At 70.4% G+C, this 24,653-nt stretch carries 19 protein-coding genes; 6 read left to right on the forward strand and 13 right to left on the reverse strand.

Features of this window, described 5'->3' with window-relative positions; genetic code table 11:
• Positions 1-15: 15 nt before the first annotated feature.
• From ACFWXQ_RS03205 to ACFWXQ_RS03225, 5 genes are all read right to left on the reverse strand, one after another.
• Entirely contained in the window at positions 16-2,031 is a 2,016-nt protein-coding gene (locus ACFWXQ_RS03205; RefSeq protein WP_383948934.1) for an endo-beta-N-acetylglucosaminidase, read from the reverse strand.
• Between the two features lie 36 nt (positions 2,032-2,067).
• A complete protein-coding gene (locus ACFWXQ_RS03210; protein WP_383948943.1) occupies positions 2,068-3,285 on the reverse strand; it encodes a glycosyl hydrolase in 1,218 nt (405 codons plus the stop codon).
• A gap of 116 nt (positions 3,286-3,401) precedes the next feature.
• Positions 3,402-4,313, reverse strand: coding sequence for a carbohydrate ABC transporter permease (locus ACFWXQ_RS03215; protein ID WP_383948931.1), 912 nt, complete (start codon positions 4,311-4,313; stop codon positions 3,402-3,404).
• Positions 4,310-5,251 carry a carbohydrate ABC transporter permease gene (locus ACFWXQ_RS03220; RefSeq protein ID WP_383948928.1) on the reverse strand — a complete coding sequence of 314 codons (942 nt, stop codon included), beginning with the start codon at positions 5,249-5,251 and terminating at the stop codon, positions 4,310-4,312. Before ACFWXQ_RS03220 ends, ACFWXQ_RS03215 begins: the two co-directional genes overlap by 4 nt.
• 5 nt (positions 5,252-5,256) lie before the next feature.
• On the reverse strand, positions 5,257-6,540 hold the full coding sequence (locus tag ACFWXQ_RS03225; protein ID WP_383948925.1) for an ABC transporter substrate-binding protein: 1,284 nt from the start codon (positions 6,538-6,540) through the stop codon (positions 5,257-5,259).
• Between the two features lie 244 nt (positions 6,541-6,784).
• Here ACFWXQ_RS03225 and ACFWXQ_RS03230 point away from each other — a divergent pair, with 244 nt between their 5' ends.
• On the forward strand, positions 6,785-7,843 hold the full coding sequence (locus tag ACFWXQ_RS03230; RefSeq protein ID WP_383948922.1) for a LacI family DNA-binding transcriptional regulator: 1,059 nt from the start codon (positions 6,785-6,787) through the stop codon (positions 7,841-7,843).
• Positions 7,844-7,961: 118 nt separating this feature from the next.
• On the opposite strand, the gene ACFWXQ_RS03235 is transcribed toward ACFWXQ_RS03230, so the two are convergent.
• Positions 7,962-9,542, reverse strand: coding sequence for an alpha-L-fucosidase (locus tag ACFWXQ_RS03235; protein ID WP_383948919.1), 1,581 nt, complete (start codon positions 9,540-9,542; stop codon positions 7,962-7,964).
• Between the two features lie 58 nt (positions 9,543-9,600).
• The gene (locus ACFWXQ_RS03240; RefSeq protein WP_383948916.1) at positions 9,601-11,508 is read right to left on the reverse strand and encodes a family 20 glycosylhydrolase; all 1,908 of its coding nucleotides are present in this window, start codon (positions 11,506-11,508) and stop codon (positions 9,601-9,603) included.
• 264 nt (positions 11,509-11,772) lie between these two features.
• Between ACFWXQ_RS03240 and ACFWXQ_RS03245 the strand changes: the two genes are divergently transcribed.
• A complete protein-coding gene (locus ACFWXQ_RS03245) occupies positions 11,773-13,164 on the forward strand; it encodes an amidase (RefSeq protein ID WP_383948913.1) in 1,392 nt (463 codons plus the stop codon).
• 189 nt (positions 13,165-13,353) lie between these two features.
• Here ACFWXQ_RS03245 and ACFWXQ_RS03250 read toward each other — a convergent pair whose 3' ends face one another.
• Together ACFWXQ_RS03250 and ACFWXQ_RS03255 are read right to left on the reverse strand one after the other, a co-directional pair.
• Positions 13,354-13,836, reverse strand: a complete 483-nt coding sequence (locus tag ACFWXQ_RS03250) for a GNAT family N-acetyltransferase (RefSeq protein ID WP_383948910.1) — start codon at positions 13,834-13,836, stop codon at positions 13,354-13,356.
• A 65-nt stretch (positions 13,837-13,901) separates the two neighbouring features.
• Positions 13,902-14,072, reverse strand: a complete 171-nt coding sequence (locus ACFWXQ_RS03255; protein WP_169801989.1) for a hypothetical protein — start codon at positions 14,070-14,072, stop codon at positions 13,902-13,904.
• Between the two features lie 391 nt (positions 14,073-14,463).
• Here ACFWXQ_RS03255 and ACFWXQ_RS03260 point away from each other — a divergent pair, with 391 nt between their 5' ends.
• The 4 genes from ACFWXQ_RS03260 to ACFWXQ_RS03275 all read left to right on the forward strand — a co-directional run bounded on the left by ACFWXQ_RS03260 (position 14,464) and on the right by ACFWXQ_RS03275 (position 17,734).
• A complete protein-coding gene (locus tag ACFWXQ_RS03260; protein WP_383948907.1) occupies positions 14,464-15,552 on the forward strand; it encodes an S-(hydroxymethyl)mycothiol dehydrogenase in 1,089 nt (362 codons plus the stop codon).
• Positions 15,549-16,181: an MBL fold metallo-hydrolase gene (locus ACFWXQ_RS03265; protein WP_383948904.1), complete on the forward strand. Its 633-nt coding sequence runs from the start codon at positions 15,549-15,551 to the stop codon at positions 16,179-16,181. The genes ACFWXQ_RS03260 and ACFWXQ_RS03265 overlap by 4 nt, the downstream gene beginning before the upstream one ends.
• A 175-nt stretch (positions 16,182-16,356) precedes the next feature.
• The gene (locus ACFWXQ_RS03270) at positions 16,357-16,812 is read left to right on the forward strand and encodes an HD domain-containing protein (RefSeq protein ID WP_200401368.1); all 456 of its coding nucleotides are present in this window, start codon (positions 16,357-16,359) and stop codon (positions 16,810-16,812) included.
• A 76-nt stretch (positions 16,813-16,888) separates the two neighbouring features.
• A complete protein-coding gene (locus ACFWXQ_RS03275; RefSeq protein ID WP_383948901.1) occupies positions 16,889-17,734 on the forward strand; it encodes an SDR family oxidoreductase in 846 nt (281 codons plus the stop codon).
• Here ACFWXQ_RS03275 and ACFWXQ_RS03280 read toward each other — a convergent pair.
• The 4 genes from ACFWXQ_RS03280 to glgC form a co-directional block, all read right to left on the reverse strand.
• Complete coding sequence (locus ACFWXQ_RS03280; RefSeq protein ID WP_383948898.1) at positions 17,713-19,209, reverse strand: SDR family NAD(P)-dependent oxidoreductase; 1,497 nt, start codon at positions 19,207-19,209, stop codon at positions 17,713-17,715. The genes ACFWXQ_RS03275 and ACFWXQ_RS03280 overlap by 22 nt on opposite strands.
• Before the next feature lie 158 nt (positions 19,210-19,367).
• Complete coding sequence (locus ACFWXQ_RS03285; RefSeq protein ID WP_383948940.1) at positions 19,368-20,711, reverse strand: wax ester/triacylglycerol synthase family O-acyltransferase; 1,344 nt, start codon at positions 20,709-20,711, stop codon at positions 19,368-19,370.
• A gap of 165 nt (positions 20,712-20,876) precedes the next feature.
• Entirely contained in the window at positions 20,877-23,225 is a 2,349-nt protein-coding gene (locus ACFWXQ_RS03290; protein WP_383954541.1) for a GH92 family glycosyl hydrolase, read from the reverse strand.
• A gap of 131 nt (positions 23,226-23,356) precedes the next feature.
• Positions 23,357-24,577 (reverse strand): glucose-1-phosphate adenylyltransferase, encoded by a 1,221-nt coding sequence (gene glgC / locus ACFWXQ_RS03295; RefSeq protein ID WP_383954539.1) that lies wholly within the window; start codon positions 24,575-24,577, stop codon positions 23,357-23,359.
• Positions 24,578-24,653 lie beyond the last annotated feature (76 nt).

Raw genomic sequence — 24,653 nt, forward strand, 5'->3', positions numbered from 1 at the left:
CCACCTGGTCGGCGGTCACCAGGTGTGTGTGACGGTAGCGGGGGCCGACGCGGTGTAAAGCTCCCCCACGGCCCGCAGTTCGAACCTTGCCGTGGACTCACCGCCCTCGGGTGTCAATCCGCCGACGAAGAAGGCCCGCTGGGCGGTGCCTCCGAGGAAGCGCCGGGTGCCGTCGGGCAGGACCCGGTGGAGCGTGTAGTGGCGTACGTCACCGGGGACGGCCTGCCACGCGAAGCGCAGGTCGCCTCCCGTGGCGCCGGTGATGCTCAGGTCGGCCGGGACCGACGGGCTCTGGGCGGCCTGGTTCCGTACGGCTATTCCGCCGAGCCGCCACTTCACTGCGCCGCCGGCCCCGGTGAGCCGGACACCGAGGGCGTGCACCGTGCCGCCCGCCGGCAGCCCGGTCAGCCGTACGGTCGAGGTCCCCCAGCCGCTGCCGACGGTGACCGGGTAATACGTGTACCCGTACGGCTGGCCCGCGCCCGACGGCTCGGCGGTGGCGACGGCCAGCTCGACCGTCACGCTCCCCGAGTCGGCGCGGTGGGTCAGCTCGACGACCGTGTCCTCGCCGATCGGCAGTCTGGTCGCGTACAGGTCCAGCGTGGCGGGCGCGTCGAGGGCTCCGGCGACCAGGACGCTGCTGCCGCCGTGCCACGCGTCCGCGAAGTCGAAGGTGACGGCGGGACGCGCGCCCGTCGTGCGTACGACCCAGCGCCGGGAGGGCAGCCGGTCCTGGAGGCCGAGGTGGTTCCAGGGGGCCGTCGAGGTGACCTTGCCGTCCTCGTACCAGCGCAGGCCGTGCCCGGTGTTGAAGGTGCTCGCGAACGGGGCGGCGGTGACCGTCGAGCGGTCGGCGACGGAGACGGCGGGGGCCCGCCAGGTGTCGGTGGCGTCCGGCTTCGCCGGATCGAGCGAGCGTCCGGTCCAGAAGCGGTCGTCTGCGGCGTGGAAGTCGCCCGGGGTGCGCCCGGCAGGCAGGTGGTTGCGGGTCCACTCGGGCCGGTAGAAGCCCACCGATACGACATGGGCCGAGCCGCTGGGCACCATGGCGTCCCAGTTCACGGAGCGGTTCCAGCCGTTGGCCTCCACATCGACACCCGCCCACAACTCGTAGCGGCTGCGACCGAGTTGCTGGGCCGCCGTTCCCGAAGAGGCCAGACTGCTCGACGACCAGCGGAAGTCGACGAACATGGAGTCGGCGGCCTGGAAGAACACCCTGTTCTGGTTGTTGAGGGCACCCTGCCAGCTCACCGAGCCGCTCACCGTCATGGAGTCGTACCAGGTGACGCGCTGCCCCTTCGCCGCGCCGAGCGTCTTGAGCTCGGTGAGGAAGCCGAGCATGTCGGTGGCGAGGGCGGCGTTCCCGCCACTGGTCTCGGCGTTGATGAACCAGCCGTCGAACCCGTACGCCTCCGCGACCGCCACGAGTTGCGCGGCCAGCGGGTAGTGCCCGGACGCGTCCTTCTGCACCAGGTCCCGGGTCCACTGCAGCTGTCCGCCGTACGCGACGGGCGGCAGGAAGACATTGCCGAGGACGGGCACGCCGTGCCGGTGGGCGGCGTCCACGATCGGCGCGTTCGGGGCCAGGATCAGGCCCTCGCCGGAGGAGCCGCCCCAGAAGATCAGCTCGTCGACGTACGACCAGTGGGTGAGGGCGTAGTAGTCGGCGTTGGCCGCGCCCTGCGAGGGGTTGCTCGCGGTCGGGCCGAAGGAGACCAGGGACTGGATACGGGCCTGGCCCGAGCGGGCCGTCGTGTTCGCCGGTGTCGGGGTGAAGCGGGCGGCGAGCGGCACGGACGCCGCGTTGAACGCCAGGTCGGTGTCGTCGGCGGCGCGCCATGCCTTCAGGCTGCGCCAGGTGATGCCCGCGCCCGGTGAGCCCGAGGGGAACGAGTCCGGGTACCAGTAGGACGCGTACGGCTGGAGTGCCGCGGCGGCATTCGCCTCGGCGGTGGCGGGCGAGGCCGGGAGCAGGGCGGCCGCCGCCCCGGTGCCGGCGGCGAGCAGGACGGTGCGTCTGGTGGGGTTCACGAGCAAGTGCCTCCTTGTGGGAGTTCTTGTGGGGGTCTACGGAACCTGATCGGGAGTGACGACTTCGGTGATGCCACGGGCGGCGAGGTGTTCCTCGTCGCCCGCGCGTGAGGCGAGCACGGTGGCCGGGCGGGCGCCGTCGGCGGTCAGCCGGAAGAACGCCTCGAAGACGGGTCCGCCGGGCGCGCAGAGCGAGCGGCCGGCCGGGCTGTCGGGGACGACGAGCGCGGTCGTGCGGGTCTTGGGGGCGTAGGTGTGCTCGCGGGCCGTGCGGGCGAGCGCCCGTGCACTGTCCTTGGCACGGCGGTCGTTGGTCAACAGGCCCAGCCCGTATTCGAGTTCGGGGAAGTCGGCGAGATCGCGGGACACGTCGTGGGAGCACCACCAGGTGATGCCCCACAGATCGGTGCAGTCGAGTGCGTTCGCGACGGTCGCCTCCGTGAACGCGGCGGCGTGTTCGGCGGGGACCAGCGGCGCCGGTGCGCCGACCTCCTGGAGCCAGACCGGACGGGACGGGTCGTCGGCCCAGGCCTTGGACAGCTCGATCAGATAGGCCGCGTGGTGCTCGGTCGCGACTGAGGTACGTCCGTGCCGCTGGGCCGTGCCGTTGAAGACCCACGAGTGCACGGCGGTCACCGCGCCGCGCCGGGCGGCCTGGGCCGGGGTGAACGGCATGTCGTCCTGGTACCAGGCCGCGTCGTACTCCGCGTGCAGATGCAGCCTGCCCGGCGCGCCCTTCTCGCAGGCGGTGAGCATCCGCTCCAGCCAGGCGTCAATCTGGGCGGGCTCCGCCCTGTCGGGGTCCGGATGGGGGCCCGCCGAGAACTGGTTGACCTCGTTGCCGACGGTCATGCCGATGAAGTTGGGCCGGTCCGCGAGGGCCGCCGCGAGGGTCCGCAGGTACTCGGCCTGCCCCTCCACGACTTCGGGGTCGGTGAACAGATTCCGCCGGTGCCAGGTCTGTGTCCACGCGGGCAGGAAGTCGAAGCTGGACAAGTGACCTTGCAGACCGTCGACGTTGACGTCGAGGCCGCGCTCGGCGGCCGCGTCCGCGAGGTCGACGAGCTGCTCGACGGCCCGTGGGCGGATCAGCGAACGGTTCGGCTGGAAGTAGGGCCAGATCGGGAAGACCCGGATGTGGTCCAGGCCGAGTGCGGCGATGGAGTCGAGGTCGGCCCGTACGGAGTCGAGGTCGAAGTCCAGCCAGTGGTGGAACCACCCTTCACTCGGGGTGTAGTTGACGCCGAAGCGCACGACAGAAGGCGGCATGCGGGAGTCCTGGTTCTGGGGTGCGTACGTGGGGGTGTGGGGCCTTGCGGGCGGGTGAGCCCGTGGTGGTGTGGGCGGGTGAGCCCGTGGTTGCCGGGGGCTCAGCCCTTGACCGCGCCCTCGCCGACACCGCGGAAGAAGTACCGCTGGAGACAGGCGAACAGGGCGATCAGCGGTGCCACCGCGATGATCGTGCCCGCGGCGACGAGCCGTTCGTCGTTGGCGAAGGTGCCGTGCAGGTAGTTGAGGCCGATGGTCAGGGTGAACTTGTCCGGGTCGCTGAGCACGATGAGCGGCCACAGGAAGTCGTCCCAGGCGCCCATGAAGGCGAAGATCGCGACGACTGCGAGGGTGCCCTTCACGGAGGGCAGGGCGATCCTCAGGAACCGCTGCCAGACGTTCGCCCCGTCCACGTAGGCCGCCTCCTCGATCTCGTAGGGGAGGTTGAGGAACGCGTTGCGCATCAGCAGGACGTTCATCGCGCCGATGCAGCCGGGCAGGACGACCCCGATGAGGGTGTTGTTCAGACCGAGCTCACGCATCGTCGTGAACTGGGCGATGATGATGCCCTCCACGGGCACGAGCATCGCCAGGATGAACACGAGCGTGGTCACCTTGCGGCCGCGGTAGCGCAGCCGAGCGAGCGCGTAGCCAGCGAGCGCCGAACCGACGCAGTTCGTCACGACGTTGGCGGTGGCGACCTTCAGCGAGTTGAAGGCGTAGTCCCACACGGGGATGGTCTCGGCGACCCGTTCGTAGTTGTGCAGGGTCGGGTCGCTCGGCAGGAACTTGGGCGGCGAGCTGAAGATGTCCTCGGTCGGGCCCTTCAGCGAGGTGGACAACTGCCACACGAACGGCCCGACGGTCAGCGCGAGGACCGCGATCAACAGCAGGTAGCGCAGGGCGAGTTCCCACACTCGGACGTTTCGGCCGTGCTCGTCGGTGACGCGCTTGCGGCGGGGCGCCGCCTCCACGGCGGCCGGTGCCTCGCGCACCTTCTCGGCGACGCTCACGCGTCCTCCTTCCGGTCGGCGCGCAGCACGAGCAGCATCAGCGCGACGGTGACGACAAAGACGACGACCGAGATGGCGGAGGCATAGCCGACCCGGCCGGTCAGGCCGGTGCCGGTGCGCTGCACGAGCATCACGAGCGTGGTGTCCTCGCCCGCCGGGCCGCCGTCCGGGCCGGCCATCAGGTAGACCTCGGAGAACACCTTGAAGGCGGCGACCGAGGAGAGCGCGCCGACCAGCACCATGGTGGAGCGGACGGCGGGCACGGTGACCGTGAGGAAGCGGCGGATCGCGCCCGCGCCGTCCACCGACGCGGCCTCGTGCAGCTCGCGCGGCACGTTGGCGAGCGCGGCGAGATAAATGATCATGTAGTAGCCGAGGCCCTTCCAGACCGTGACGGCCATGGCGCTCAGCAGGAGCAGCCACTGGTCGCTGAGGAAGCCGATCCTGCCGACGCCGATCGTCTCCAACAGCGAGTTCACCAGGCCGCGTTCGTCGAGCAGCCACACCCAGATGAGTCCCACCACGACGATGGACGCCACGACCGGGGTGTAGAAGGCCGACCGGAAGAAGGCGATGCCGGGGATGTTCTTCTGGACCAGGAGCGCGAGCAGCAGGGGCAGCAGTACGAGCGCGGGGACCACCCCGAGGACGTACAGCGTGCTGTTGCGCAGGCCGATCCAGAACATCTCGTCGTGCAGCAGCTCCCGGAAGTTGGCCAGACCCACGAACTCGCCGGGGATCAGGGTCCGGCGGTCCGTGAAGGCGTTGACCAGCGTCGAGACGAACGGGTAGAGGATGAAGATGCCGACGACCAGCAGTCCCGGGGCGGCGAACAGCCAGGGACTGGTGGGCAGTTGGCGCCGCACCCGCGCGGTGCCGGCCGACCCGATGCCGGCGGAAGCGCTCTTGGAGGTCGCGGTGCTGGAAGAACTCGCCATGTCGGTCAGCCCTGCTGCTGGAGCAGCCGGTCGCACGCCTTGACAGCGTTGTCGAGCGCTTCCTCGGGGCTCACCTTGCCCTGCAGCGCCTTGGCGACGGAGTTCCGCAGCTCGGTCTTCATCTGCTCGCTGAACAGGACCGGCGTGTAATTGACCGCGTTCTTCAGGGACTTGGCGGCGGCGATCCGGACGCGGGTCTCGTCCGTGCCGTCCTCCTCGGTGAAGTACGGGTCGTCCAGCGAACCTGCGGTGCTCGGGAAGATCGCGACCTTCTTGGCGAACGACATCTGGTTCTGCGCGTCGGTGACGAAGTGCGCGAAGGCGACCGCGGCGGGCGTCCGCTTGGTCTGGGCGTTGACCATCACACCCATCACATACATGTTGACCTTGCCGGTGCTGGTGATCTGGTCGGTGATGCCGATGTTCTTGTAGAGGTTCGGCGCCTGCTTCTTGAAGTTGCCGAGGTCCAGGGCGCTGCCCGGGTTCATGGCGACGGCCTCGGTCAGGAACTTCTTGCCGGACGACTCCGGGGTCGCGGTCAGCGCCTGCGAGTCGAGCGCCTTGGCGTCGTACAACTCCTTGTACTTGGTGAGGAGTTCGACCCCCTTGGCGTCGTTGAACGCGAAGGCGGTGCCCTCCTTGTTCATCAGCTCGACGCCGTACCGGCCGAAGTCCTCGATCGTGGGCACGTTCGCGAGGGTGGCGACCTTGCCGTCGCTCTTGTCCGCCAACTCCAGGGCGTCGTCGAAGAGTTCGTCGTACGTCTTCGGAGGCTTCGAGGCGTCCAGGCCGGCCTCCTTGAACAGCGACTTGTTGTAGAAGAGCGGGCCGGTGTTCAGATACCAGGGGAAGGCGTACGTGCCCTCCATGCCCGGTATCTCGTGGCTCGCCCAGGCGCCCGGCAGGTACTCCTTCTTGTACTTCGCGGCGGACTTGTCGAGGTCGAGCGCGAGTCCCGCCTTGGCGAGCGGGGCGACGAGGTCCGGCGAGACGTTCACGACGTCGGGCAGGGTGCCGCCGGCCGCGTCCGCGCTGATCTTGTCGGCGTAGCCCTCGGCGGGCTGGTCGACCCACTTCACCTTCGTGCCGGGGTGCTTCTTCTCGAAGTCCGCGATCAGGCCCTCGAAGTACGGCTTGAAGTTGGCCCTCAGATTCCAGGTCTGGAAGGTGATGTCGCCCTCGACCTTGCCGGAGGCGTCCGTGGAACCGCCCTCGTCACCCCCGGAGCCGCAGGCACTGAGCGGCAGGGCTAGGGCGACGACAGCGGCGGCGAGTGCTCTGCGAGGCATGCGCACAGTGACCGGGCTCCTTTGCGACGGTGTGGTCGGAGGTGACGGGCAGACCTTGCATCCATCCCGGTGGGGAAGTCAATGGATTCCGCCCCGCTAAATTCATTAGCTGGACATCAGTCCAGGTCACAAGCTTGCATATCGCCTCTTGCAGCCGATCACTAATGCGCTTTAGAGTGTTCGAGCTCAAGCGCATTAGTGCGGAGCCCCATTGAGCGGGGCTTCATTGAAATGGGGAGCAAGGTTGCCAGCCAAGCGGTCTCCCGCGCGCCGGCCGACGATGAAGGACATCGCGCAGCGCGCCGGGGTCTCCGAGAGCGCGGTCTCCTTCGCGCTCAACGACCGGCCGGGGGTCTCCGAGATCACCCGGGACCGGGTGCGCCGGGTCGCCGAGCAACTGGGCTGGCGGCCCAGCACGGCCGCGCGCCAGCTGTCCGGCGAGGGCGCGGCGACGGTCGGCCTGGTCCTGGCCAGGCCCGCGGACACCCTGGGCGTGGACTCGTTCTTCCTGCAGCTCATCTCCGGCATACAGGAGGTCCTGGCGGAGCGTCATCTCGGCCTGCTCTTCCAGGTCGTCGAGGACGTCGACGACGAGTGCGCGGTGTACCGGCGCTGGTGGGCGGAGCACCGCGTGGACGGAGTGCTGGTCGTCGACCCCCGGACTGACGACGCACGCCCGGACCTGCTGGACGAACTGGGGCTGCCCGCGGTGGTCATCGGCGGTGCGCCGGACGCGCGGCACCCGGGTCTGTCCACCGTCTGGGCGGACGACGCGGGCGCGATGGCCGCCGTCGTGGACGAGCTGTCCGCGCTGGGGCACCGCCGGATCGTGCACATCGCGGGCCTGCCCGGCCTCGCGCACACCGAGCGCCGGATCCGTACGCTGCGCGCCGAGGCCGAGCGGCGCGGGCTCGCGGAGGTGCGCTCGGTGACCACGGACTACTCGGACGCGGAGGGGGCCGCCGTCACGCGGCGGGTGCTGGGGGGCGGCGTTGTGGAGGGCGGTTCGCCGCCGACCGCGCTGATCTATGACAACGACGTGATGGCCGTCGCCGGGGTCGCCGCGGCGACGGAGCTGGGCTTCTCGGTGCCGGGTGACGTCTCGGTCGTCGCCTGGGAGGACTCGGCGCTGTGCCGCATGGTCAAACCGTGGCTGTCGGCGTTGTCCCGGGACACGGTGGAGTTCGGCCGGACCGCGGCGAAGGAGTTGACCTCGCTGCTGGACGGGGGGCCGGCGCGGGCTGTGCGGGTGCCTGTGCCGCGGTTGATTTCTCGGGAGAGTACGGGGCCCTGCGGGGCTTGAGCGCGAAGGACGGGGGCGGTGGTGTTTCGTCTGCGGGGCAGTGGGGGCTGGTCGCGCAGTTCCCCGCGCCCCTGAAGGGGCGCGCCCTGCTGAACGGGCGCGCCCTGGACTGCGGGAATCAGGTTCGCGAGCGGTACAGGGCGAACTGGGCCAGGTGCGGCCGTTGACGTGACTGTGTTACCCGTACACGCCAGTGCCTCGCCCGTACGGGAGTCGGCAGGAGCAGGATGCGGCTCGCGCCGAGTGTGCCCGAGCCTGTGACGCGCTTCCAGGCTCCCTCGGTGTGGGTCTCGACCACGAAGCTCTCCACCTGTTGACCGTGGCGGATGTCCTCCGCGAGGCGGATCCGGTCCACCTCGCGGGTCCGGCCGAGGTCGACCGTGATCGTGCCCGGGGAGGTGGTGACCCGGGCGCCGCGGGCCAGGTCCTCCGGCAGTTCGCGGTCGATTCGTTCGCGGAACTCGCGTAGGCGGGTGACGTCGGCGGCCGGGAGGAGCCCCTGCTTGTCCGGTGGGATGTTGAGCAGGAGTACCGCGTTGCGGCCCACCGAGCCGAAGTAGATGTCCGTCAACTGCTGGACCGACTTGGGCTGTTGGTCGGCGTGGTAGAACCAGCCGTCGCGGATGGAGACGTCTGCCTCGGCCGGCCACCACTGGAGGTAGTCGGCGACGGGCTGCGCGGCAACCAGGGCGTCCCGGCCGCCCATGTCGGGTGCGTCGTACGAGAGCGCGAAGTCCATGCGCCCGTTGTCCTTCTCCTGGACGGGGACGACGCTCCACTCGTTCTCACGGGCGAAGCCGCCCTCGTTGCCGACCCAGCGCACGTCGGGTCCGGACACGGCGACCGTGGCGTCCGGCACGAGCGTCCGGATCAGCGTGTACCAGCTGTCCCAGTCGTACTTCTCGACCTTGTCCGGCGGGATACGGCCCTGGGCGCCGTCGAACCAGACCTCGTCGACGGGCCCGTACTCGGTGAGGACCTCGTAGAGCTGGTCGAGCATATGGGCGCCGTAGTCGGTGGCCGGGAGCGTGAAGGTGGGTCCGTCCGGGCGGTCGTCACCCGGGACCCGGGTGGGGATGGTGCGCTCGGAGCGGGCACTGCCGTTGGCGTACACGCCGTGCAGGTACTGGTTCTCGTCGGCCGGGGAGATATAGACGCCGACCTTGATGCCGTGGCGCCGCATCGAGTCTGCGAAAGAGCGCAGGACGTCGCCCTGTCCGCCCTGCCAACTGCTCGACGCCACCGAGTGGTTGGTGTAGCGGGACTGGTAGAGCACGAAGCCGTCGTGGTGCTTGACGGTGAGGATGGCGAGCTTGAACCCGCCGTCGCGCAGGGCGCGGGCCCACTGGTCGGTGTCGAGGCCGACCGGCTGGAAGAGGTCGGGGTCCTCGTCCCCCATGCCCCATTCGAGGCCGGTGAAGGTGTTCACGCCGAAGTGCAGGAACGCGGTGCGTTCGAGGGCCTGCCAGGCGATCTGCCGTTCCGTGGGCCGCACTTGGGAGGCCTTGCGGACCAGTTCCTCCGGGGTGTCGTCGGGGCTTACGGGGATTCGGTACCACGGTTCTTCGGCCGAAGCGGAAGCCGTGGAGTCGGGTGCGGAAGGGGAGGCGGATGCCGAGGACGCCAGGGCCAGGGACGTACCACTCGACGCCACGAGCGAGGCGGCGGCCGTGACGAAGAGACGTCTGGAGACTGCCATGCGGGTCGGACTCCTCAGGTCAGGGGGTCAACAGGGCTGCCGGCGACGGCTCTGCGGGTCATTCGGCGGTCAACTGCCACACAGCGGGCCGCTGTTGGTCCGGCGGGTACTGCACGAGGCGACCGCCGTCGGTCACGTGCACCGCCATCTGCGTGATCGCGTTGACGAGCCGGTAGCCGTCCTGCGCGGGCGCCAACTGCCAGCGCTGCAGGGTGTTCTCGGGGTCGCAGGTCTGCCGGGACACCTCGACACCGGGCCGGAGCGGCACATTGAGGGTGAGCTTGCCGCCGCGTACTTCTAGACAGCCGTTCGCGGTCCTCAAGGTCACGTAGCCGTCCGGGGTGCGCTTCACCTCGGCCGTCACGGCCGCGGTCCCCGCGCGGAAGGTGTACGTGCCGTCCGCGACCGGCACTCGGGTGAGGTCCCGCCATCCGGGCGCGTGGCCCACGGCTGCCGCGCGGTCGGTGAACTCCGCGTACGTGGCGTCCGGGTGGGGGCTGCCCCAGGTGGCCTGGGCGACGTGACGAAGGGCCGGGTCGGTGTCCTCCGCGACCTCGTTCTCGGTCTCGCCGCGCCCGTTGTCGGGCCAGAGGCTGATCTTCGCCCCGGTGATGCCCTCACGTGAGGCGAGCTTCTCGCCCTCGAAGCTGCGCGGGTCCCAACTCTGGTCGTACAGGCCCTTGGTGTCCGAGTGGAAGCCGCCGCGCACGAGGTAGAGGGCGTAGGCCGCGTTCATCAACGGGTAGCCCTGGGCGCGGAGTTGGCTGGGCTTCGTCGCCACGTTCAGCCAGTGCTCGACCGTCGTCCCGGCCGTGACGGGCACGGTGTTGGCGCCGGTGAGCCCGTCGTTCCAGATGCGCAGCTTCTTGCCCTTGCCCGCCGCGTAGTCGTGGACACGGTTGACGAAGTCGATGAACGCGTCCTGGGGCGTTGCGTTCGCGCCGTACTTCGCCCGGGCGTACTCCAGGACCTGCGGGTACTTGGCGAAGTCGGAGCCGAGCATGTACTCGTCGGCGCCCATGTGCCACGAGTCGGCCTTGAAGACCTCCGCGTACTCGTCCATCAGGCTCGTGTAGTAGGCGAAGGCCTCGGGGCGCGTGATGTCGAGCCGGGACGGCTGCTTGTTGCCGTCGGAGTCGGTGAGCTGGAGATCCGGGCGGTTCTCGATCCAAGGGTCCATGTGCCCCGGGGAGTTGATCTCCGGGATGATCGTGACGTGGTACTTCTCGCCGAGGGCGACGAGGCGTCGTATCTCGTCCTTGGTGTAGTAGCCCCAGGTGTTGGCCTCGGGGTGCGCGTCGCTCTTCACCTTCAGTTCGAGCAGCAGCTGGTTGAGCTTGTTGTACGCCATGTCGCGTACGAGGTTCTCCAGCCAGTCCGTCGTGATGTGGATGTAGCAGGCGCAGACGCCGACGCCGCGCTCCTCGTACTGCGGCACGTCGACAGTGCGTCCGGCGGGCAACCGGTCGCCCTGGGCGAGGAGTTGGAGGATGGTCCGGGTGCCGTAGAAGGCGCCGGTCTCGGTGGCGCCCGTCACCGACAGGCGTTTGCCCGCGCGGAGTTCGTACCCCTCCTTGCCGAGCCCCTTCTCGCCGGGCCCCTTCTTGCCGAGCGCGGCCCGCTGCGGTGCGACATCGACAACGATGTCTCCCGTACGCGCTCCCCCGCCGACGACGGGGACACTGCCGTGGCCCGCCGCCCGCAGGTCGTCGGCGAGGGTGTCGGCGACGCGGCGCTCGGCCTTCCCGTCCGCCACCAGACGCGTACCGCGGCCGTAGACGTACTGTCCGGATTCCGGCGCCCAGCCGGACAGCGCGGGCACGGTGACCGGGGTCGCCGGGCCGGCCTCCTCGGTCCCGCCGGCCGCCTGGGCCGCCGGGACCGGGGCCGCGAGCAGCAGCAGCGCCGCCACGACGCCGACCAGCCTGGACCGTCTTGGATACGTACTCCTGGCATCCGTACGCACGGGCACCTCCCAATCATCGGAGGTGTGATGATTGGGCTGGCTTCAGGGCCTGTCAATGGGGTCTGAACTCAGCCAAGTTGACCCAGTGGTCGGATGACCTGCCACTCCGCGCGAGGAGCGGGACGGCCTCGGCGCGAAAAGTCCAAGAGGACCGGAGCGAATGTCCAAGCGCGGCGGCTCTCGACGGGATGCCCCGCGCCGGGGCACAGTGCTCCTCGTACTCGCTCGTACTCACCGGTAATCACACGCCCCCGAGGAGCCATCGTGACCAGCTGGGCCGGCCGGACCGCCGCCGAGATCGCCGCCGCAGTACGGGAGAAGCGGGTCACGCCCCGCGAGGTGGTGGCCGAGCATCTCGCCCGGATCGAGCTGCTCGACGCCCGCGTGGGTGCCTTCCGGACGTTGCGCGCGACGGCGGCGCTCGCCGAGGCGGACGCGGTGGCGGCCCGCGCCGACCTGGCCGAACTCCCCCTCGCGGGCGTACCGGTGGCGGTCAAGGACAATCTGGCCGTACGGGGCGAGTCCACCCGCAACGGCACCGCCGCGAGCCCCGACACTCCGGCCGACGAGGACCATGTCACCGTGGCGCGGCTGCGGGCGGCGGGCGCGGTCGTGGTGGGGCTGACGAACTGCCCTGAACTCTGCGTCTTCGGCACCACGGAGGGCGTGTACGGCACGGCCCGCAATCCGTGGGACACCACGCGCACCGCGGGCGGCTCGTCCGGTGGCAGCGCGGCCGCGGTCGCCGCCGGCATGGTGCCCATCGCGCTCGGCAACGACGGCATGGGGTCGCTGCGCATACCCGCCGCCAACTGCGGGCTGATCGGGCTGAAGCCGGGGCATGGCGTCGTCCCTGCGGGCATCGGCCACGGTGACTGGTTCGGGATGTCCGAGAACGGGCCGTTGGCGACGACGGTCGAGGACGCGCGGCTGATGTTCTCGGTCCTGGCCGGAACGGCAGGCGCGACGGGGGCCGAGGCCGCGAGCGGTGTCGTACGGGCCGGGGAATCCGTCACCCGGACGGTCGCCGTCTCCGTGCGGAGTCCTCTGGTGGGGGTTACCGTCAGCCGGCCCTACGCCGACGCGGCCCGTGAGGCGGGCGAGTTGCTGGCGGGTGCGGGGCATCGGGTCCGGCGGGCGGATCCGCCGTATCCCGTGTGGCTGGGGACTACCTCGCTCGCGCACTGGACCGCGGGGACGGCGGTGGATGCGGAGGGGCTCGATCCGCGGCGGCTGGCTCGGCGGACCCGGGTGCATGCGGCCTTGGGGCGGCGGTTTGTGGGGTCTGTGCGGGGTGGGGTGCGGCGGGAGCAGTTGCGGAAGCGGTTCGAGCCGTTCTTCGCGGAGCACGAGGTGTTGTTGACGCCCGCCCTTGCCCGGCGGGGGCCCGCGGCGGCGGAGTGGCACCGGCGGGGGTGGCTGCGGAATGTGTTGGTCAACACGAACTGTTCGCCGTTGACGCCGCCGTGGAATCTGACGGGGTGGCCGGCTGTGGCCGTGCCGTTCGGGACGTTGCCCTCGGGGGTGCCGGGTGCTGTCCAGCTGGTGGGGCGGCCCGGTAGTGAGGCGGTGTTGTTGGAGTTGGCGGGGCAGTTGGAGGAGTTGCGGCCTTGGACGCGGACGGCTCCGCTGGGGGGTGCGGGGGGAGGGTTGTAGGTCGGCTGCGGGTGCGTGGGGGCTGGTCGCGCAGTTCCCCGCGCCCCTAAAAGCATGGGGGTTGCCCGGGGCCCGAGTGAGAAAGGTGCTGCCCGCGGCCCTCAAAACGGCAGTTGCCCGTGCCCGGCGCAAGAAGGCGCATGCGGCCCGCAGCCCCGAGATCAGCCCTACGCCCCGTCCCCCCGTCGGTCAGAGGACCCGGTGCATCACGTGCAAGCCCACCCGTCCGTGCGTCGGATGGTCGTAGGCGTCCGGGATCGTGCCCACGATGGTGAAGCCGAGGGAGAGCCAGAGGTTGACGGCGGGGTTGGTTTCGACGACGGCGTTGAAGACCATCGCCCGGTAGCCGTCGGCCTTGGCCGACTCCAGGATGTGGTTGGCCAGGGCCCGGCCGATGCCGCGGCCCGACTGGGCGGGGTCGACCATGAAGGCGGCGTTGGCGATGTGGGAGGCGGGGCCGCCGTAGTTGGGGGTGACGTAGGCGGAGCCGACCACCGCTCCGGTGGCGTCCTCGGCGACGTACACACGCTTGCCCGGGGCCATCCACAGAGCGCGGGCGTCCTCCTCGGACGTGTCCGGGTCCCACGCGTAGGTCTCGGCGGCGGCGACGATGCGGTGCCAGAAAGGCCAGATCCGCGGCCAGTCACCGGCCGCGGCTTCTCTGATCAGCATGGACGTGAGTCTTGCACGCCCATGCCGATCAGCGATCGTGCGGGTCCTGCGGTAAACCTGGGCGGTCAGTCCACGCTGGGCAGGATGTGGGGCTCGGCGAGGTCGTCCTCGTAGCCCGCCAGGCGGATGGGTGCGGACCTGGCCCAGACGTCGAGGCTGCCGAGCTTCTCGGCCCGGCCTGCGAGCTCCGTACGTTCCTTGGGGCCCTGATCGAGATTCGTCTTCTCCGGTGTCACCGCGCACTCCTTTTGTGTCGGTCACCCTCGGGGCGTGCAGGACCACTCTGCTACTGGTCGCCTGACGCCCGCTCGGGTCTGAGTAGAGGCAGATCGGACGCGGTGGCGCCAGTCAACTCATATGAGAGCAGGCCGTGGTGACCGGCTTGTCCCGGGACGGACCGTGGGTGTGGGTGGGACCCAAATAAGCTGTCCGTCCCGTACAGGGTAACCAAATGAGCGGACGTCCGCTCGATGGGGCTGAAAACAAGGTGTAACCGTCTGAAGTCTTTCAGGGTCCGTTCAGGCCCCGGTCGGGCGTGTTTCACTCGGTTGTCCACAGGCTCGGATCCACTCGACCGGCCCTGTGCCAACATGATCAACGCCCCATTGTCCACGCGAAGGAGCCGACATGGCCGCCCAGCAGGTACGCGGTGTCATCGCCCCCGGCAAGAACGAACCGGTGGAGATCCGGACGATTCTCATCCCGGACCCGGGTCCCGGCGAGGCCGTCGTGAAGGTGCAGGCCTGCGGGGTCTGTCATACCGACCTGCACTACAAGCAGGGCGGCATCAGCGACGACTACCCCTTCCTTCTCGGCCACGAGGCGGCCGGTGTGGTGGAGTCGGTCGGCGAGGGCGTCACCGATGTGGCACCCGGCGACTTCGTCGTCCTCAACTGGCGTGCGGTGTGCGGCCAGTGCCGCGCCTGTCTGCGCGGCCGCCCCTGGTACTGCTTCAACACGCACAACGCCAAGCAGAAGATGACCCTGGAGGACGGCACGGAGCTCTCCCCCGCCCTGGGCATCGGTGCCTTCGCCGAGAAGACCCTGGTCGCGGCCGGCCAGTGCACCAAGGTCGACCCGTCGGTGTCCCCCGCGGTGGCGGGCCTCCTCGGCTGCGGTGTGATGGCCGGCATCGGCGCCGCCATCAACACCGGCAACGTGGGGCGTGGCGACTCGGTGGCCGTCATCGGCTGCGGCGGCGTCGGGGACGCGGCGATCGCCGGTGCGAACCTCGCGGGCGCCGCGCGGATCATCGCCGTCGACATCGACGACCGGAAGCTGGAGAAGGCCCGCACGATGGGCGCCACCCACACGGTCAACTCCAAGGAGACGGACCCCGTCGAGGCGATCCGGGAGCTGACCGGCGGCTTCGGCGCCGATGTCGTCATCGAGGCGGTCGGCCGTCCCGAGACGTACAAGCAGGCGTTCTACGCCCGGGATCTCGCGGGCACGGTGGTCCTGGTCGGTGTGCCGACACCGGAGATGAAGCTGGAGCTGCCCCTGCTGGACGTCTTCGGCCGCGGCGGCGCCCTCAAGTCGTCCTGGTACGGCGACTGCCTTCCCTCCCGCGACTTCCCGATGCTGATCGACCTCCACCAGCAGGGCCGCCTCGACCTGGCGGCCTTCGTCACGGAGACGATCGAACTGGACGCGGTGGAGCAGGCCTTCGACCGCATGCACCAGGGCGACGTCCTGCGCTCGGTGGTGGAGCTGTGACGGCGGCCCGTATCGAGCATCTGGTCACATCGGGCACGTTCAGCCTGGACGGCGGCACCTGGGACGTCGACAACAACGTCTGGATCGTGGGTGACGACTCCGAGGCGGTGGTCATCGACGCGGCGCACGACGCCGACGCCATCGCCGAGGCGCTCGGCGACCGCACGCTGAGGGCCATCGTCTGCACCCACGCCCACAACGACCACATCGACGCGGCCCCCGCCCTCGCGGCCCGCACCGGGGCTCCGATCCTGCTCCACCCGGACGACCTCCCGCTGTGGAAGCAGACCCACCCGGACCGTCTGCCGGACGGAGAACTCACCGACGGACAGCGGCTCTCCGTCGCGGGCGTGGAGCTGACCGTCCTGCACACGCCGGGACACGCACCGGGCGCGGTGTGTCTGTACGCCCCTGAGCTGGGCACGGTCTTCACCGGGGACACCCTGTTCCAGGGCGGCCCGGGCGCGACGGGCCGGTCGTTCTCCCACTTCCCGACGATCGTCGAGTCGATCCGGACGCGGCTGCTCGCCCTTCCCCCGGAGACGGCGGTCCGTACGGGCCACGGCGACGCGACGACGGTCGGCGCCGAGGCCCCGCACCTTCAGGAGTGGATCGACCGAGGGCACTGAGCCGAGGCCACCGAGACGGGCGCCCCGCCCCGGGAACCGAAGCCCGGGGCGGGGGCCGGGGCATCCGGGGGCATTCCACGGCTCGCAGTTCAGTTCCCGTTGGTTCGGTTGAAAGCTGGCCATGATCTGCTGACGCGTGGCAACGGCCTTTCTCGCCCGCAGGGAGGACTGGCGCATGGAGCTGCGCAGTGTCGAAGAGCTGATGGATCTGCTGCACGCCTGCCGAGGGTCCCGGAACACCGCCGGCCACGGCGGCGCTCCGGTCGATCTCCACGACCACGCGCTGCAGACCGCGGCGCTGCTGCGTCGAAGTCGCCCCGCCGACAAGGAACTCCAGGTGGCAGGCCTGGTCCATGTCATCGGGCAGCTGTTGAGGCCCGGTGATGTCGCGGGGCACGCGGACCACGCGGCCGACACGGTCCGCCCGCTGCTCGGCGAGCGCGTCTCCCGTCTCGTACGCCTCCACCGGGACGGGTGGGAGGACGATCCGGTCATGGAGGACGTCCAGACCTTGCGGCAGGCGGACGAGGCCTCGTGGGCGTCCGGCCTGGACGCCGGAGTCCTGGAGGACTGGCGCACGGTACTGGAGCTGGTCGCGGCACGTCACGCACGGCCCAGGACCGTCGGCTGACGGCCACCCGCCCACCGGTCGAGCACGCTCCGACGCAGGCCTGTTGACTGACGGCCCGTCATGAGACCGTACGCGGATGACGTCGCCGTACGGACTTCAGGGCAGGGTCGCCGTCGTCACCGGGGCCTCGCGCGGGATCGGCCTGGCCGTCGCCGAGGGGCTCGTGGCCGCGGGGGCTCGGGTGTGTGTCACGGGCCGGGGTGCCGAGGACGTACGCCGTGCCGCCGCCGCGCTGGGTGGCGTGGGGATCGCGGGCACCGTCGCGGACCCGGCGCATCTGCGCGAGCTGACCGAGCTGGCGATGGACGAGTTCGGCCGTATCGACATCGTGGTGAACAACGCGGCGACCAACCAGCCGTACGGCCGACTCATGGAGGCCGACCCGGACCTCTGGCGCGAGGCGTTCACGGTCAATGTCGAGGCACCGCTGCGGCTGGTCCAGTACGCGTGGCGGGCCTGGATGGCCGACCACGGCGGCTCGGTGATCAACATCTGCACCGAGGGCGCCACGCACGTGGGCCCGAACGTCGGCGCCTACTCCACGACGAAGGCAGCCCTGCTCCACCTCACCCAGCAGCTCGCGGGCGAACTGGCCCCCGGGGTCCGGGTCAACTCCGTCTCCCCCGGCCTCGTCCGCACCGAGATGGCCCGCTTCGTATGGGAACAGTCCGAGGACGACCTCGCGTCCGGCCTCCCCCTGGGCCGCATCGGCGAACCGGAGGACATCGCGAGGGCGGTGGTCTGGCTGGCCTCGGACGCGGCGGAGTGGATCACGGGAACGGACCTACTGGTGGACGGCGGCACGAGGGTACGCGCAGCGCACACGGCGACCCCGGGCGGCAGGGGCGCCCCTCAAGGGGCGCGGGGAACTGCGCGACCAGCCCCCACACACCCGCGGACTCACCACTTACCGGGCGCGTAGTCCTTCAAGAACACCCCGAACAGGTCCTCGCCCTGCTCCCCCCGAACGATCGGGTCGTACACCCGAGCCGCCCCGTCGATCAGATCGAGCGGCGCGTGAAACCCCGCGTCAGCGAGCCGCATCTTGTCCGGATGCGGCCGCTCATCGGTGATCCACCCGGTGTCGACCGCGGTCATCAGAATGCGGTCCTTCTCGAACATCTCCTGCGCACTGGTGCGCGTGAGCATGTTGAGCGCGGCCTTGGCCATATTGGTGTGCGGATGGCCCGCACCCTTGTAGCCGCGGTTGAAGACGCCCTCCATGGCGGAGACGTTCACGATGTACGTCCGGTCGGCCCCAGCCGCCGCCATCGCCGCCCGCAGCCGGCTGATGAGGATGAACGGCGCGGTCGAGTTGCAGAGCTGGACCTCCAGGAGCTCGACCGGCGTGACCTCCTCGACGGCCTGGATCCAGCTGTTGGTGTCGTGCAGGTCGGGCACGAGGCCGCCCGCGTCGATGGCCGTACCGGCGGCGATCCGCTCCAGGGACGCGGAGCCGGACACCAGCGCCAGGTCTGTGACCTCCTTCGCGGTCAGCGCGCCGCCCCCGGCCACCGGAAGCGCGGACACGGCTCCGGAGCCGAAGGTGCCGATCACCTCGGCGGGCGGCAGTTCACCGGTGGGCAGCGGTCCCGACTCGGCGGCGAGCAGCTCGCTGTAGGCGCCCGGGGAGCGGCGTACGGTCTGGGCCGCGTTGTTGATCAGGATGTCGAGCGGGCCCTCGGCGGCAACGGAGTCGGCGAGCGCGACGACCTGGGCGGGGTCGCGCAGGTCGATGCCGACGATCTTCAGGCGGCCGATCCACTCGTCGCTGTCGGGCATGGCCTTGAAGCGGCGGATGGCGTCGTTCGGGAAGCGCGTGGTGATCGTGGTGTGCGCGCCGTCCCGGAGCAGCCGGAGGGCGATGTACATGCCGATCTTGGCGCGCCCGCCGGTGAGCAGCGCCCGCTTGCCGGTGAGGTCGGTGCGGGCGTCGCGGCGGGTGCGGTTCTCGGCGGCGCAGTTCTGGCAGAGCTGGTGGTAGAAGTAGTCGACCTCGACGTACCGCGCCTTGCAGATGTAGCAGGAGCGGGGGCGCTGGAGTATCCCCGCGATCTGGCCCTCGTCCGTCACCGACGACGGCAGGATGCCCTCGGTCTCGTCGTCGATGCGCTGGGCGGAGCCGGTGGCCGTGGCCTCGGTGACCGCCTTGTCGTGGGCGGTCTTGGCGGCCCGGCGCTCCTGGCGGCGGCGCTGCTTGACCGTGCGGTAGACGCCCGCGGTGGCGCGGCGCACGGCGATGGCGTCGGGGTGGTCGACCTCGATCTTCTCGAGTTCGTCGAGCACGCTGAGGCAGACGGCCAGCCGCTCCGGGTCGATACCGGGACCGTACGAGCCGTCCGGGGCCTCTGCCGTGTCCACGGCGGGGGCCGCCTGGCTGTCCTCTGTCACCGTCATCGCCGTTGCCGTTCCTAGGGTTCCGCGCCGCGCTCGAACCGCGTTCGCTTTCGAAGGCGGAATTTTACGGAGCGCAGGGCACAGGCACCAAACCCGAGATGATCACCGGTCTCTTCCGGGCCCGTGGCGGGCGGTCCACGGGACCCGGAATCGGCGCCTCAGGGCATGCAGGCGGCGAGCAGTTCCTCCACCTCGGCGGTGAGCGCCTTGGCGAACCGGTCGAGGTCGGGTACGGCCTCCGCGTCGGCGACGAGCCCGTAGTGGACGCGTCCGCGGAAGGTGGAGACCGCGACCGCGAGGGACTGGCCGCGGGCCAGCGGCGCGAGGGGGTAGACCTCGGTGAGCGGGCAGCCGCCGAGCTTCATGCCGAGGCTGGGCAGCGGCACGCTGGTGACCAGGATGTCGAAGAGCAGCCGGGCGGCCTGGCCGACGACGGGTCCGCCGAGCCGGTGGCCGAGCGCCGGCACATGGTCGGCGAGCAGCGCGACGGCGCCCGCACCGCGGTTGGGGCCGGCGTCCTTGTTGCGGTCCATCGCCCTTCGGACCGTGTCGAGCCGTCCGAGCGGGTCCGGGTCGTCGACGGGAAGCCGTATCAAGTAGCCGGAGAGCCGGTTGCCCTGCGGGTGGGCGGTGCGCGGGCGGCGCCGCGAGACGGGGATCAGGGCCCGGGGCGCCACACCCTCGCTGCCGTCGCCGCGCTCGTCCAGCCAGCGGCGCAGGGCGCCTGCGACGACGGCGATCAGCACGTCGTTCACGGTGCCGCCGACGCTCTTGCGGATCTTGTGGATCTCGTCGAGGTCCACGTTCACGCCCGCGACGCGGCGGGTGCCGGTCGGCTCGGAGACCAGGGCGGAGGAGGAGCGTACGCCCCAGGTGGCGCGGGCCACGGAGGCGCCGATGTCGAGGGCCCGGCCCACGTCGGAGAGCGTGCCGCGGACGAGTCCGGGCAGCTTGCGCACGTCGGGGAGTAAGCCGCGCGAGGCCTCCTTGGGGCGGGGGCGGGGCGTCGGCATGTCCATGGGGTCCATGAGCGCCGCGGCGAGCGTCAGTGCCCGCAGTCCGTCGGCCAGGGCGTGGTGGAACTTGAAGAGCACGGCGAACGAGGTGCCGTCCACGCCGGGCACGACATGGGCTTCCCACGGGGGCTTTCCGCGCTCCAGGGGGCGTTGCATGATGGCGCCCGCGGCGGCGTGGAAGTCCGCGACGGGCGCGTGCAGCCGGATGTGGTCGAAGGGTTCGAAGTCGGTCGCGGGTTCGCGGGCCGCGCCGCCGAAGGCGAAGGCCAGCGGCTGCCGCAGGTCGAGCGGCTGCCAGATGTCGCGGATCCGCATCCGCAGTCCGGGGACGCCGACCGCGCGGGCCGCGAGGAGGTCGGCCGCGTGCGCGGCCGCGGCGGGCGAGTTGGCCGCGAAGATCCCGAGGGCCCCGAGGTGCATCGGGTGCTCCGCGGACTCGATGTTCCAGAACGCCAGGTCGAGTGGTGCGAGAAGGTCAGAGGTCAAGGGGTCGGCTCTCGCGTCGACGACGGGTGAGCCAGCAGTCAATCCTGGGCAGGCGATTACGGTCAAGTACGATCAAGCTACGCTCAGTTAACAGCAGATTAAGTCCCGCCACCGATGGCGGTGGCGGGACTCGTGTGGCCTATGGGGTCGGCTGAGTGGGCGATGTCACTTCAGTACGGGCGGCGCGGCGTCCGGGGTCGTGCCCCAGCCGGACGGCTTCCCGCCCACCGTGAAGGCGAGCTCGCGGATGCCGTGCAGCTCGTCGGTCGTCAGGTACGTACGGTCGTGCGCGGCCCCGTCACCGCGTACGGACCGGATGTACCGGCGTCCGTCGGAGACGTCCGGTCCCGCCGTCACGGTCAGCGCGCCGAGCGGGTGGTAGCGGCGGTCGAGGGCCAGGTCGACCCGTTCGAAGACCGGTGTGGACAGGCCCCAGGTGTCGAATCCGGGCTGCACCGGGAAGATCCCGATGGCCGACAGGACGTGCCAGGCGGACATGGTCCCCAGGTCGTCGTTTCCGGTCATGCCGGTCGGCGCGTCCGTGAAGAGGGTCAGCGCGGCGTGCACCACGTCGGTGGTCTTCCAGGGCGTGCCGGTCGACAGATAGGTGTAGGGGGCGATCAGGTCGGGCTCGTTCTGGGGGTTGTACTTGTCGGCGTTGTAGTAGGCGTACGGCCCGTTGACCCACACCTCGCGGGCCGTCTTCGCGGGGTCCTGCATCAGCCGGTCGTAGGCGAAGAACGCGTCGAGCCGGTCGTTCGCGGCCTTTCTGCCGCCGATCAGGTCGATCATCCCGGGCAGGTCCTGCGGAACGAGCCACTGGTACTGCCAGGACGTGCCCTCGTGGAATCCCTCGGTCCGGGCCGGATCGGCCGCGCCCGTGAAGGCGCCCGAGGCGTCCCGGGCCCGGAAGAAGCCGGTCGAGGGGTCGAAGATCCGGCGGTAGTTCTGGGCGCGGGCGGCGTACCGCTCGGCGTCCGCCTCGTGCCCGAGGTCCCGTGCCATCTGGGCGAGCATCGCGTCGGACAGGGCGTACTCCAGCGTCGCGGACGCCCCGTGGTCGTAGTCCGAGTCGCCGGGCTTGGCGTGCGGGCGCCCCTTGAGGCGGGGCACGAATCCGTCGGCGATGTACTCCTTGTTGCCCTCCCGTCCCAGCGCGGGCGAATCGGCTGGCGGCACCCCGTCGGCGTTCTTCTTCAGCGCCCGGTAGGTCCGCTCCTCGTGCCCGTCCAGCAGGCCCTGCTGGTAGGCGTTGGTGAGGAACGGGGTGACCGGGTCGCCGGTCATGATGTTGGTCTCGATCGTCCCGTAGCCCCACTTGGGCAGCCAGCCGCCCTCCTCGTCGATCTTCAGGACGGAGAGCGCCATGTCACGCGACTCACGCGGCGCGAGCAGGGCGAGGAGCTGTGCCTGGGTGCGGTATGTGTCCCACAGCGACCAGTTCTGGTAGTAGGTGAAGCCCTTCTCCCTGTGGATCTTCCTGTCCCAGCCGGTGTAGCGGCCGTCCGCGTCACTGCCGATGTTCGGGGCGAGGAAGGACCGGTAGAGAGAGGAGTAGAAGGTGCGCCGCAGCGTCTCCTCGCCGCCTCGCACCCGTACGTCGTCGAGCCGGTCCTCCCAGGCCCGCCGCGCCGAGTCCCGGACACTGTCGAAGGAACGGCCGCCTTCGGAGCGGAGGTTCACGGCCGCACCGCGCGCGTCCACGTACGACAGGGCCGTGGTCGCCTCGACCGTGCGGTCCCTCGTGGTGTCGAAGCGCAGGTACGCGCCGTTGCGGCCCGTGCCGGCCGAGCGCGTCGAGCCCTCGGTGACCGTGTCGCCCTGCCAGGTGCCTGACGTGGTGAACGGCCGGTCGAAGCGGGTGAGGGTGTGCACGGTGTACGGCCCGGTGGCCCGGCAGAAGCCGCTGCCGGTGATCGTGCTGCGCACGGTGCGGTCGTCCAGGATCTCGATCGTCGTCGAGACGGTCTTGTGCAGCGACTGGCCGGCGTTCAGGAGGACGTTCGCCTTGTCCGTGGCCGGAAAGGTGTAGCGCTGCACACCCGTGCGCGCGGTGGCCGTCAGCTCGGCGTCGATGCCGCTCTTCAGGCCGACCTTGTAGTGGCCGGGGCTCGCCCTCTCCGAGTCGTGGCCGAACTCGGCGGCGTACTTCGCGTAGTCGGTCTGTGTGACGTCACCCGTGGTCGGCAGGACCGGCAGATCCCCGCCGAGGCGACAGCCGACACCGGACAGGTGGACGAGGGAGAAGCCGCGGATGTGGCGCTGCGAGTAGTCGTAGCCGGTGTTGTGCCCGGTGTCCGGGGACAGCTGGACCATGCCGAAGGGCACGGCGGCGCCCGGGAAGGTGTTGCCCTCGTTCTGGGTGCCGATGAACGGGTTGACCAGCTCGGTGAGGCGGCCCTCCCCCGGCTCGGCGGCCCGGACGGCGGGAGCGGTGAGCCCGCCGCCCAGCCCGAGCAGGGCGGCAGCGATCACCGCCGCCGTACGCGGGCGCGGGCGTCCGGTCCATCTCATACGCAGGTCCTCCGTGTCGGGCTCGATCACCGTGCGGTCGTACTTATAAGACCGCTCGGCCCGCCCGTCACCCCGGACCTGCCGGGGTGGGCCGCGCCATTGCCACCCCGGCAGCCCAACGCGCCCGGCCGCTACGACACGTGCTGGCCCTTCCCGAGCCCGATCACGCCGCCCTTGGAGACCGTGTAGAGCTCCTGGTCCCGCTCCGGGTTGACGCCGATCGTCGCCCCCGGGGGCACCTGTACGTTCTTGTCGAGGACCGCGCCGCGCACGACCGCACCCCGCCCCACGTGCACGTTGTCGTGCAGCACCGAGCCCTGGACGACCGCGCCCGGATCGATGACGACACCCGGCGAGAGGACCGACCGGGTGACCTGGCCGCGGATCAGGCAGCCCGCGCTGATGATGGACTCGCTCGCCATGCCGCCGGCGTTGAAGCGGGCCGGCGACAGCTGGCCGGAGTGGGTGTAGATGGGCCAGCTGCGGTTGTAGAGGTTGAAGGCGGGCCGCTCGGCGATGAGGTCCATGTGGGCGTCGTAGTACGCGTCGAGGGTTCCGACGTCCCGCCAGTAACCCTGGTCACGGACCGTCTCACCGGGCACGTGGTTCTGGCTGAAGTCGTACAGCTGGGCTTCACCGCGGTCGGTGAGCGTCGGCAGGATCGAACCACCCATGTCGTGCACGGAGTTCTCGTCCTCGGCGTCCCGGTGCAGCGCCTCCACCAGGGTCTTGGTGGTGAAGATGTAGTTGCCCATGGACGCGAAGACGCACTCCGGGTCGTCCGGGAGGCCCGGCGGGTCGGCGGGCTTCTCCAGGAAGCCCCGGACGCTCTGGCCGTCCGTCCCGGGAGAGATGACACCGAAGGCCGAGGACTCGGTCCGGGGCACGCGGATGCCCGCGACGGTCACTCCGGCGCCGCTGTCGATGTGCTGGGTCAGCATCTGCCGCGGGTCCATGCGGTAGACGTGGTCGGCGCCGAACACCGCTATGTAGTCGGGCTGTTCGTCGTGCACGAGGTTCAGCGACTGCAGAAGCGCGTCGGCGCTGCCCAGGTACCAGCGCGGGCCGAGCCGCTGCTGGGCCGGGACCGGCGTCACGTAGTTGCCGAGCAGGCTGGACATCCGCCAGGTCGTGGTGATGTGCCGGTCGAGCGAGTGCGACTTGTACTGCGTCAGGACGCAGATGCGCAGGATGTCGGCGTTGACGAGGTTGGAGAGTACGAAGTCCACGAGGCGGTACGTTCCGCCGAAAGTCACCGCGGGTTTCGCCCGGTCGGCGGTCAGGGGCATCAGCCTCTTGCCCTCGCCGCCCGCCAGGACGATTCCCAGTACCGAAGGTCCACCGCGTCGCATGCCGCCGCCCCTCTACCGCCCGGTTCGGGCCACGTTCTTGAACTACACCTGCCAGAGGACTACCCCCGTGGACGGG

The organism is Streptomyces sp. NPDC058697 (assembly GCF_042715345.1).
In the GTDB taxonomy this organism is placed as follows: domain Bacteria; phylum Actinomycetota; class Actinomycetes; order Streptomycetales; family Streptomycetaceae; genus Streptomyces; species Streptomyces liliifuscus.

Excerpts from the sequence above, each read along its gene's own strand:
- ACFWXQ_RS03220 (WP_383948928.1), bottom strand. The coding sequence starts at position 5,251 with ATGGCGAGTTCTTCCAGCACCGCGACCTCCAAGAGCGCTTCCGCCGGC.
- ACFWXQ_RS03225 (WP_383948925.1), bottom strand. The coding sequence starts at position 6,540 with ATGCCTCGCAGAGCACTCGCCGCCGCTGTCGTCGCCCTAGCCCTGCCG.
- ACFWXQ_RS03235 (WP_383948919.1), bottom strand. The coding sequence starts at position 9,542 with ATGGCAGTCTCCAGACGTCTCTTCGTCACGGCCGCCGCCTCGCTCGTG.
- ACFWXQ_RS03250 (WP_383948910.1), bottom strand. The coding sequence starts at position 13,836 with ATGCTGATCAGAGAAGCCGCGGCCGGTGACTGGCCGCGGATCTGGCCT.
- ACFWXQ_RS03260 (WP_383948907.1), top strand. The coding sequence starts at position 14,464 with ATGGCCGCCCAGCAGGTACGCGGTGTCATCGCCCCCGGCAAGAACGAA.
- ACFWXQ_RS03270 (WP_200401368.1), top strand. The coding sequence starts at position 16,357 with ATGGAGCTGCGCAGTGTCGAAGAGCTGATGGATCTGCTGCACGCCTGC.
- ACFWXQ_RS03275 (WP_383948901.1), top strand. The coding sequence starts at position 16,889 with ATGACGTCGCCGTACGGACTTCAGGGCAGGGTCGCCGTCGTCACCGGG.
- ACFWXQ_RS03280 (WP_383948898.1), bottom strand. The coding sequence starts at position 19,209 with ATGACGGTGACAGAGGACAGCCAGGCGGCCCCCGCCGTGGACACGGCA.
- ACFWXQ_RS03290 (WP_383954541.1), bottom strand. The coding sequence starts at position 23,225 with ATGAGATGGACCGGACGCCCGCGCCCGCGTACGGCGGCGGTGATCGCT.
- glgC (WP_383954539.1), bottom strand. The coding sequence starts at position 24,577 with ATGCGACGCGGTGGACCTTCGGTACTGGGAATCGTCCTGGCGGGCGGC.